The sequence below is a fragment of the Aldersonia kunmingensis genome (genome assembly GCF_001646865.1).
In the GTDB taxonomy this organism is placed as follows: domain Bacteria; phylum Actinomycetota; class Actinomycetes; order Mycobacteriales; family Mycobacteriaceae; genus Aldersonia; species Aldersonia kunmingensis.
This window is the reverse complement of sequence record NZ_LRRB01000197.1, coordinates 90208-99765: the sequence shown is the minus strand read 5'-3', so window position 1 is coordinate 99765 and position 9558 is coordinate 90208. Positions and strand designations below refer to the sequence as shown.

Sequence of the window (9558 nt, the reverse complement as noted above, 5' to 3'; positions counted from 1 at the left end):
GGTGAATTAAGGGCTGCGGTGAATTAAGGGCTGCGGTGAATTAGGGGCTGCGGTGATCGAAGAGCACTGGTGATCGGCAAGTAGAGTCGCCCGGCCGGCGGCCGGTAATGTCCCCGCCGTGTGGAAATCGACGGTCGTCGAGCATCATCGGCTTCGCGAGGACATCGCCGTAGTGCGGCTGATCGGCGACGCTGTGCCATTCCGGCCAGGCGAATACGTGACGGTGACCGTCCCGCAAGCGCCGCACGCACCGCGCCTGCTCTCCCCTGCTCTGCCGCCCTCGCTCGACGGCAAGCTCGAGTTCCACGTGCGCGCAGTTCCGGGGGGCTGGGTGAGCGGGAGCATCGTCGCCGACACTCGGCCCGGCGACATTTGGCAGATCGACGCTCCCGCTGGTGGCCACCTCCATATCGACGACTCCGGGCGTGACGTGGTGCTGATCGCCGGCGGCACCGGGCTTGCGCCACTGCGCGCGCTGATCCTCGACATGCTCCGCAACCCGAACCCCCCGCGGACGTATCTGTTCATCGGCGGACGCTCCCCGCGTGATCTCTATGCCGCCGATATGCTCACCCTGCTGGCGGACGAATTGCCATGGCTCACAGTGATTCCCGTGGTCGAGCGGATCGACGACCCGAAGCGGCCCGACGACTGGCACGAGTACACCCGGGTCGATATCGGGTTCGGCGAGGAGCAGTACCTCGCCGGCCGACTGCCCGAGGTCGTCGCCGAACACGGCCCATTCCTCGATCATCAGGTGCTCCTCTGCGGTTCCCCCGGAATGACCTCGGTCACCATCGATCGACTGGTCGCCGGTGGAACCCCGTTCGAAAACATCCGCTTCGACTCCGTGTGATCCGCTCGCGGCACAGTGAAACGCTGCGGCACCCGCCCAGCACCCCGAATTCGTGGCACGATTCGAGTAGGTGATCGCGCGATTCCCCGCGCAGGCGCCCACACAACCGAGCAACGAAGGTGTGCGACCGATGACCGACCCAAACCCCGCCCGCCCGACCGCGGTGCCGCAGCCTTTGCGCGGTGACCAATCCGGCGTTGGGGCAATTCCGAATACGCTGGGCCGCACCGTGATTGCCGACACGGTGGTGGCGAAGATCGCCGGCATCGCCGCGCGGGAAATCGGCGGTGTCCGCGAAGTGTCGGGTGGGACGTCGCGCATGGTCGGAAGGCTGCGCGAGACGGTTCCGGGGGCGTTCGCGGCGCCGAGCACCGCACAGGGCGTATCGGTCGAGGTCGGCGCACGCCAGGCGGCGGTCGATATCGGGATCGTTGCCTACTACGGCGTCGCGCTTCACGAACTCGCCGCGGCCATCCGCCGCAACGTCATCGCCGCGATCGAGCGGATGACCGGACTCGAGGTGACCGAAGTCAACGTCACCGTCCACGACGTGTGGTTCGACGACGAAGACGACATCGCCGACCCGGACACCCGCCGACGAGTGCAGTGACCGAGCATCCGGACGATATCGCCGAGACGGCCAGGACGGTCGCCGCGGCGGCGCTTGCGATCGACGGTGTGCACTCGCTTTACGGTGGCCAGTTCGGGGAGATCGCGACTTATGTTCCAGGCGAATGTATTTCCGGTGTCTTAATCGGCCCCGAGCACGGCGAATTGCACATCGTCGGCGATCTGGAACGCAACCTACGTGACGTGGCGGAGGACGCCAGGGTAGCCGCAGAGAGGTTGGCGGGTTTGCCGTTTGTGGTGACCGTGGCCGACGTGTACGTCGGGAGTGCTGGGATGGAGGAACGATGAACAACGCGACACTCGGCCTGTTCGCAGGCCTACTGCTGGCCATCGCCGGGGCAGCCGGCGGATTCGGTGGATTCCTTTTCGCGGTGGCGCTGGGCGGGATCGGTCTCGCAGTCGGCGCACACCGGGACGGCACTGTCGACCTCGGCGCGCTGCTGCGGAGCAAGGGACATGGCTGAGCCACCCCCTGACGGGCCGGTTGGGCAGGCACAAGCGGCACCAGCGGACGCGCCGGCACCGCGCAGCGATCCCGGCTCGCGTGGTGAGCTCGTCATCCGGGGTCGTGCGGTGTCCCGGATCGTTGAGCGCGCGGTCCTCGACGTACCCGGAGTGCTGCGCAGTTCGAGCCGAATCGGGCCGATCACGCGCCGCGAATTGCCGCGTGCGGTGGTCGATATGACCACGGCCCACCCCAACATCCTGGTCGACGTGGCACTTACCTGGCCGAGTCCAGTCGCCGGAGTTTGCCGCGAGATCCGCGACCATATCGAGCAATCGGTCACGCGAATGGTCGGGCGCAGCCCGTCCCGAGTGGATATCGCTGTCTCCGAACTCGTTGCCGAAGAGCCTGATTCCGCCGCCGCGGAGCCGGCCCCGTGAGCGCAATCGATCCCGCCACCTTCGAACCGAAGCCGTTCGATCACGTTCCGCCGACCCAACGTCCGCGCGGGACGCCGGTCGCCGCCGCGGTGGCAATCGGGATATCCGGCGCGCTGATCGGAGCCGGGCTGATCGCCGGGCGCGAGTTTCTCGTCGAGCACGACGTAATCGACGAAGCGCCCTGGATAGCCAACACATTCGGCTGGGTCGGCCGGCTCAGCTGGGCAACCTGGATGCTGCCCGTCGCGATCGGCGCCGTCGTGCTCGGCCTCCTGCTCGTGGTGGTGGCAGCCAAGCCGCGCTCACACAGTCACGTCGGCACGGCCACCTCACCGGCGCTCTGGCTGACGACCACCGACACCGCGCGCGCATCGACGGCGGCGGCATTACACGTGGAGGGCGTCATCCGCGCGCACACCACCGCCGACCGGCGCACCGTGCGGGTTCGGGTGGTCAGCGACGATACGAATCCCGACATCGTCGACGCCGTGCAGCATCGTGTCGGACGCGCACTCGCCGAACTCGACCCGAAGCCGGAGATCCGGGTGTCGGTGGATCGGAGTAACCGATGAAACCCGCGCTTGCCGGGTTCGACCGCGCCGTCAGCGCTATCCTCGGGATCGCCCTCATTGCCGGAGGACTGCTCGTGATCGGCTGGTGGGCCGAGATCGACCCGGTGCGCGACCTCTTCGGGTACGCGGATCAGGAGTGGTATACCGCTGCACCGGAACAGAATTGGTGGCCATGGGCACTCGCGGCCGCCACTCTCACCGGACTGGCGCTCGGCGGCTGGCTGTTGCTCGAGAATGTGCGGCCGAACCGGGCCGGGGAATTGGAACTCGAGACCGGCGTCGAGGTCGGCACCGCGACCATCGAGACCGGGCCATTGGCCGAGGCGACTGCCGCGATCCTGAGCCGCTCCCCCGAGGTCGAGGAGGCCACCGGGATCGCGATCGACGATCGGGGCGGGCGTACGGTGCGGATCACCATGACCGCGAAACCGGATGTGCCACTGGAGCATTTGCGCCGGCTCGCGGAGGAAGCCCGCGCCGATATCACGCGGGCAATCGAGTCGGACGAGCTGACCACGCAGTTCTTCGTCCGGTATCTGCCGGTGCCGGAGCCCGAATAGCGCGGCTCGAACCGCCCACACCCGAGCGCCAAACGGATGCGAATTGTGTAGATCTGGGCGAAGTTTCGGCCCCGGGAACAAGATTTGCACCCGACTGGGGGGACCAAACGGGTGCGCGCTTGTGTTAGCGGCGGTTCTTGGGCTGCCAGACGACGAGCGCCGTGCTCCGCGGGACCGGGACCAGTTCGCGCCGCTGGCCCTGCGCCATCCGGGTAATCTCCGCGGCCATCTCCTCGATGCGCGCCTGCAATGCCTCGACCTGGTTGGTCAGCTCGATGATCCGCTTGATGCCGGCGAGATTGACGCCCTCATCCTGGGACAGCCGCTGCACCTCACGCAGCAACGCCACGTCGCGGGCCGAATAACGCCGCCCCCCACCGGTAGTGCGCTGCGGCGTGACCAAGCCAAGCCGGTCGTAGGTCCGCAGCGTCTGCGCGTGCATGCCGGACAGCTGCGCGGCCACCGAGATCACGAAAAACTGGGTCGTCTCCGATTCGGTCGGCTCATGCATCGCCACCTGCCCATCCGGCCCGCGGGGAGAAGCCGCTGGCCCGTTCGGCCTCGACATACTTGCGCAACGCTTCTGCGGCATTGTCATCCAGCTTCGGCGGCACCGCGACCTTGACCGTCACCAGCAGGTCGCCGTTCGTGCCGTCGCGGCGGGAAACACCGCGGCCCTTCACCCGCAGGATGCGGCCGTCCGCCGTGCCCGGCGGCACCTTCACGCCAACCCGGCCGTCCAGCGTCGGCACCGACAAGGTGGTACCGAGCGCCAGCTCGTCGTAACCGACCGGCACGACGATGGTGAGGTTGTCGCCGCTGCGGCCGAAGATGTCGTCGGTCTTCACGTGCACGGTGACGTACAGATCGCCGGCGGGCGCGCCGCGGAGGCCCGCCTCGCCGAGCCCGGCCGCGCGAATGCGTTGGCCGTCGGCGACTCCCGGCGGAATCCGCACGGTGACCGTGCGGGTGCGGTTCTGCACACCCGAACCGGAGCAGTCGGTGCATGGCTCGTCGATGATCGAGCCGGTGCCACGACAGTCATCGCAGGGCTCGCTGAATCCGAACGCACCCTGGTTACGGCTGACGATGCCAGTACCGTTGCAGCGCGGGCAGATTCGCGGACTCGTGCCCGGCTGCGCGCCGCTGCCATGACAGGTGGTGCACGATGACGGACTGGTCATCCGCAACGGGAGGGTGACCCCCTGCGCTGCTTCGCGGAAGCCGAGCGTCGTCTCGGTCTCCACGTCGGCACCGCGCCGCGGCCGGTTTCCGCCGGCGCGCGTTCCGCCCCGGTTGAACAGGCCGCCGAACAGGTCGCCGAGACCGCCGTCCGCGCCGCCGCCACCGCCGAAGATGTCGTTGACGTTGAAATCGGCATTGAATCCACCGGAGCCGGGGTTGAAGCCGCCACCCCGGCCGAATCCACCGGACGCGAACATCCGGCGGGTGTCGTCGTACTCCTTGCGCTTGGCAGGGTCCGACAGCACCGCATTCGCCTCGCTGACCGCCTTGAACCGCTCCTCGGCTTTGGTGTCACCGGGGTTCTTGTCGGGGTGCAGGCTCGAGGCGAGCTTGCGGTAGGCCTTCTTGATCTCGTCGGCGGACGCGTCGGAGGCGACGCCCAGCTCCTTGTAGAAGTCCTTTTCGATCCACTCCCGCTGGCTCACTGGGCGTCTCCTCCTCTCGCGTTGTCGTTACTGCTGTTCCGGCGCACTCGCCGGAGCTTCGCCCTCGCCGCCCTTGGGCGCCTCTGGCACCGCGGCGTCTACGACGCCGACCATTGCGGTACGAAGCACTTTCTCACCGAACCGGTAACCCTGCCTCATCACCACGCCGAGCACGGGATTGGACCCGTCACCCTCGTGCTGAACAGCCTCGTGTACCGCCGGATCGAAGGGTTCACCCTCGACGCCGAACGTCTCGACGCCGAGCCCGTCGAACACGCCGGCGAGCTTGTCCGCTACCGACTTCAACGGGCCGGACTCGAGATCGCCGTGCGCGCGGGCACGATCGAGATCGTCGAGCACCGGGAGCAGGGCGCCGAGCACGGTCGCCTTGGCGCTCTCGATTACTGCCGGCCGATCGCGATCCTGACGGCGCTTGTAGTTGGCGAACTCGGCCTGCAGTCGCTGCAGTTGGTCCGTCAACTCGGTGATCTGGGCGTCGCGGTTGTCCACGACGCCGTCACCATTCGCGCTGCCGTCCTCCGAGACCTCGGAATCACCGTGCAAGGCGTGCTCGAGCGAATCGATGTCCACCGGGCCGGGTTGCGGCGCGGAACCGGTGCCGGCAAGTCCCTCCGACTCCTCCACGTCGCCCAACTGCGACGACTGGTCGCTCCGCTCCCGCGGCTCGGTGTTACCTGCGGTCACTTCCGCTCCGAGTCACTCGGCTCGTCCACGACCTCCGCGTCGACGACCTGGTCGTCGCCGGCGGCCTCGGAGCCGTTGCCCGACGCCGCGGCGTCGGCGGCCTGCGCTTCGTAGAGCGCCTGGCCGAGTGCCTGCGACTCGGTGGCCAGCTTCTCCACCGCGGTCTTCACGGCCGCGATATCGGAACCGGCGAGCGCGTCCTTGGCGTCCTTGATCGCTGCCTCGACCTTGTCCTTCACGTCACCGGGCACCTTGTCGGTGTTGTCGGCGATGAACTTCTCGGTCTGGTGGACGAGCGACTCGGCCTGGTTGCGGGTCTCCGCTTCCTCGCGCCGGGTCTTGTCCTCGGCGGCATGCGCCTCGGCGTCCTTGATCATCCGGTCGATCTCGTCCTGGGACAGGCCGGAGCCGTCCTGGATCTTGATCGTGTTCTCCTTGCCGGTGCCCTTGTCCTTCGCGGTCACGTGCACGATGCCGTTGGCATCGATGTCGAAGGTGACCTCGATCTGCGGGACGCCGCGCGGAGCCGGCGGGATGCCGGTCAGCTCGAACGAGCCGAGCAGCTTGTTGTGCGAGGCGATCTCGCGTTCACCCTGGAACACCTGGATCTGCACCGACGGCTGATTGTCGTCGGCCGTGGTGAAGGTCTCCGACCGCTTCGTCGGAATGGTGGTGTTGCGCTCGATGAGCTTGGTCATCACGCCACCCTTGGTCTCGATGCCGAGGGACAGCGGGGTGACGTCGAGGAGCAGCACGTCCTTGACCTCGCCCTTGAGCACGCCGGCCTGGAGCGCGGCGCCCACGGCGACAACCTCGTCCGGGTTGACGCCCTTGTTGGGCTCACGGCCGCCGGTCAGCTCTCGCACCAGATCGGTGACGGCGGGCATACGGGTGGAACCGCCGACGAGCACCACGTGGTCGATGTCCTTGACCGCGATACCGGCGTCCTTGATCACCGACTGGAACGGCGCACGGGTGCGGTCCAGCAGGTCGGAGGTGATCTTCTGGAACTCGGCGCGGGACAGCTGCTCGTCGAGGAACAGCGGGTTCTTGTCGGCGTCGACGGTGATGTAGGGCAGGTTGATCGAGGTGCTCTGGCTCGAGCTCAGCTCGATTTTCGCCTTCTCGGCAGCCTCGCGCAGACGCTGCAGGGCCATCTTGTCCTTGGTGAGGTCAATGCCGTTCTGCGCCTTGAACTTCTCCACCAGCCAGTCGACGACGCGCTGATCCCAGTCGTCGCCACCGAGGTGGTTGTCACCCGAGGTCGCGCGGACCTCGACGACACCCTCGCCGATCTCCAGCAGGGACACGTCGAACGTGCCACCACCGAGGTCGAACACCAGGATGGTCTGTTCCTTGTCACCCTTGTCCAGGCCGTACGCGAGCGCGGCCGCGGTGGGCTCGTTGACGATGCGCAGGACGTTGAGGCCCGCGATCTGGCCGGCCTCCTTGGTGGCCTGACGCTGCGCGTCCTCGAAGTACGCGGGGACGGTGATCACCGCGTCGGTGATCTCCTCGCCGAGGTAGGCCTCCGCGTCGCGCTTGAGCTTCTGCAGCACGCGCGCGCTGATCTCCTGCGAGGTGTAGTTCTTGTCGTCGATCGCGACGTTCCAGTCCGAGCCGACGTGGCGCTTCACCGAGCGAATCGTGCGGTCGACGTTGGTGACCGCCTGATTCTTCGCGGGCTGACCGACGAGAACCTCGCCGTTCTTGGCGAAAGCGACGACCGACGGCGTGGTGCGCGACCCTTCAGAGTTCGCAACAACAACCGGCTCGCCGCCCTCGAGGACGGCGACAACCGAGTTCGTGGTGCCGAGGTCGATTCCGACCGCACGAGCCATTTGTTCCTCCTTGTATTTCCGTTCCCGCAGGCAATCCGATGCCCGCGGTTCGTCTGCACCCATCTTGCTGAGCGCAGTGTGCTCAATTTCGGGAGGGGCACTGATGCCCTTTCCGGCGAACACTGAGCGTGGTCGGCTCAATCCTGCCCGGCAATCCGCGCCGAGTCAATTTCAGACTTGAGTCTGCCACGCTCAATGTTGACACTGGACACAACGGCGGGCGACGCGAGATTGTTCCCGGGTGCCGAGGCGAATCTTTCGGGGCTGACCGGCCACGAAGTGGCACCCACAGCACACCCTCCGATCGAGGTCCGGCATCCTTAAGGCCACAAATGTGTAACCCATGACACAGTTGCGACGACAACCTCAGCAAGGGCGCCTCCGCCCCTGGTTTGTTGTGGTTACGTTGCCTCTAGTCGGCGGCGAAACGCGTCGAGAATCCCCTGGTTCTCGCGTATGAGAGGGGTCGGGCATGGCCAATGGGGTCGGCCTCTGGATCGGCGCGTCCGAAAGCACCGCAGTGATCATCCGCGACGCCGCACACAGTCGTACGACTGCGATCGACTCCGATACCACCGCCGACGTCATGAGCACCGAATACATCGTCCGCGACACTGTGCTCTACATGTCCGAGAACGGCACCGCGATCGGCAGTCCGGGCGCCGACGACGCGACGGCGGTATCGGACTTCATAGGTCACCTAGGCGACCCCGACGGGGTAGAGCTCGGCGACGGGATGGCGTACCAGGCAGCAGACCTGTACGCGACCGCGGTGTTCTGCCTGCTCGACATCGCATCCGCGGATCTGCATGGCGCGACGAACGTCGTCGCGGCGTACCCACCACAGTGGCCGGATCGCGTCCTCTCGTCGGTTCGCGAGTCTCTTGCCTATCTCGGCCTCCGGCACGTCACGTTGCGCCCGGCGCAGCCGGTACCCGCGCTAACCGACGGGGAGCCGTCCGACGACGCATCGACCACGGCTACACCCGCCGAATTGGCTTACGCGGCCGCGGCAGTCGCCGTTTCCATTCCGGACGATCCGCCGACGGATGAAATTCCGGTCGTTCCGGTCCCGATAACGGAAGAAGCGTATTCGGCGCTCATGCCGGCCGTTTCGAAGGAGGTGGTCCTACCGTCCGCATCCACGGCCATGGTCCATGCGGCGTCAGTGGCACCATCGCGACGGAATGGTCGCACGCCACTACTGGTCGCGGCGGGATTCGCCGCAGCATTCGCCTTGGCGACTGCCTCGATCGCGTTCGCACTGCGGACCGACACTTCATCGGAAGTTCCTCCGATTGCGGCCGCCCCCGCGGGGACCATCCAGCCCGCACCGCGACCGGCCGACATAGCGCCCATGGCGCTTCCCGCTCTTTCCCCGATCGAAGAGCCGGTTGTCGCCGAGGAATGGACTCCGGACCCCATTCCGGCTCCGGTCGCCGATGTGTCAGCTCCGCCGGCGATGCCGCTGCCTTTGATCGAGACCTCGACAACTACGGTCGCCCCGGTAATCACACCGACGACGACCGCACCGGCAATAACGACACCCCCTACGACTCCTCCCGAGATGACCGAACACGATTGGTGGTACCCAGGCGGTCCGTCCGACTCGACTACCGAGCGTCGCTTCCCTGGTTATGGCGGGTTCGATGACTCGTGGGATTACAACTGGTTCGACGATCCAAGCGTCGAACGCTCCGCCGGGGCAGAGAGCGGCACGGAGTATCCGAACCCTCTGGAGGGCAACGGTTCCTCCAGTGGGCCTGCCGGACTTGGCAATCCGTAACCTGACGTGACCTGCGTCGCAGTCGTGACTATTGTGAACCCCCGCACCCTAAG

The 9558-nt window shown here is 66.8% G+C and carries 12 protein-coding genes; 8 read left to right on the top strand and 4 right to left on the bottom strand.

What is annotated here, in order from left to right:
- Positions 1–118: 118 nt before the first annotated feature.
- From A8G08_RS15350 to A8G08_RS15320, 7 genes are all read left to right on the top strand, one after another.
- Complete coding sequence (locus tag A8G08_RS15350) at positions 119–856, top strand: FAD-binding oxidoreductase (RefSeq protein WP_068275642.1); 738 nt, start codon at positions 119–121, stop codon at positions 854–856.
- A 130-nt stretch (positions 857–986) separates the two neighbouring features.
- Positions 987–1466 (top strand): Asp23/Gls24 family envelope stress response protein, encoded by a 480-nt coding sequence (locus A8G08_RS15345; RefSeq protein WP_084436317.1) that lies wholly within the window; start codon positions 987–989, stop codon positions 1464–1466.
- Positions 1463–1774 carry a hypothetical protein gene (locus A8G08_RS15340; RefSeq protein WP_068275641.1) on the top strand — a complete coding sequence of 104 codons (312 nt, stop codon included), beginning with the start codon at positions 1463–1465 and terminating at the stop codon, positions 1772–1774. The genes A8G08_RS15345 and A8G08_RS15340 overlap by 4 nt, the downstream gene beginning before the upstream one ends.
- Complete coding sequence (locus A8G08_RS15335) at positions 1771–1950, top strand: DUF2273 domain-containing protein (RefSeq protein WP_068275636.1); 180 nt, start codon at positions 1771–1773, stop codon at positions 1948–1950. Before A8G08_RS15340 ends, A8G08_RS15335 begins: the two co-directional genes overlap by 4 nt.
- Positions 1943–2371, top strand: a complete 429-nt coding sequence (locus A8G08_RS15330) for an Asp23/Gls24 family envelope stress response protein (protein ID WP_068275633.1) — start codon at positions 1943–1945, stop codon at positions 2369–2371. The genes A8G08_RS15335 and A8G08_RS15330 overlap by 8 nt, the downstream gene beginning before the upstream one ends.
- Complete coding sequence (locus A8G08_RS15325) at positions 2368–2943, top strand: DUF6286 domain-containing protein (RefSeq protein WP_068275624.1); 576 nt, start codon at positions 2368–2370, stop codon at positions 2941–2943. Before A8G08_RS15330 ends, A8G08_RS15325 begins: the two co-directional genes overlap by 4 nt.
- Positions 2940–3503 carry a hypothetical protein gene (locus A8G08_RS15320; RefSeq protein WP_068275621.1) on the top strand — a complete coding sequence of 188 codons (564 nt, stop codon included), beginning with the start codon at positions 2940–2942 and terminating at the stop codon, positions 3501–3503. Before A8G08_RS15325 ends, A8G08_RS15320 begins: the two co-directional genes overlap by 4 nt.
- Before the next feature lie 124 nt (positions 3504–3627).
- Here A8G08_RS15320 and A8G08_RS15315 read toward each other — a convergent pair whose 3' ends face one another.
- From A8G08_RS15315 to dnaK, 4 genes are all read right to left on the bottom strand, one after another.
- Complete coding sequence (locus A8G08_RS15315; RefSeq protein WP_068275680.1) at positions 3628–4014, bottom strand: heat shock protein transcriptional repressor HspR; 387 nt, start codon at positions 4012–4014, stop codon at positions 3628–3630.
- Positions 4007–5173: a molecular chaperone DnaJ gene (gene dnaJ, locus A8G08_RS15310; RefSeq protein ID WP_068275614.1), complete on the bottom strand. Its 1167-nt coding sequence runs from the start codon at positions 5171–5173 to the stop codon at positions 4007–4009. Before dnaJ ends, A8G08_RS15315 begins: the two co-directional genes overlap by 8 nt.
- Before the next feature lie 27 nt (positions 5174–5200).
- Positions 5201–5764: a nucleotide exchange factor GrpE gene (grpE, locus tag A8G08_RS15305; protein WP_425394563.1), complete on the bottom strand. Its 564-nt coding sequence runs from the start codon at positions 5762–5764 to the stop codon at positions 5201–5203.
- A 110-nt stretch (positions 5765–5874) separates the two neighbouring features.
- Positions 5875–7719, bottom strand: a complete 1845-nt coding sequence (gene dnaK, locus A8G08_RS15300; RefSeq protein WP_068275677.1) for a molecular chaperone DnaK — start codon at positions 7717–7719, stop codon at positions 5875–5877.
- A gap of 472 nt (positions 7720–8191) precedes the next feature.
- Here dnaK and A8G08_RS15295 point away from each other — a divergent pair, with 472 nt between their 5' ends.
- Positions 8192–9505 carry a hypothetical protein gene (locus tag A8G08_RS15295; protein WP_068275611.1) on the top strand — a complete coding sequence of 438 codons (1314 nt, stop codon included), beginning with the start codon at positions 8192–8194 and terminating at the stop codon, positions 9503–9505.
- Positions 9506–9558: the final 53 nt, after the last annotated feature.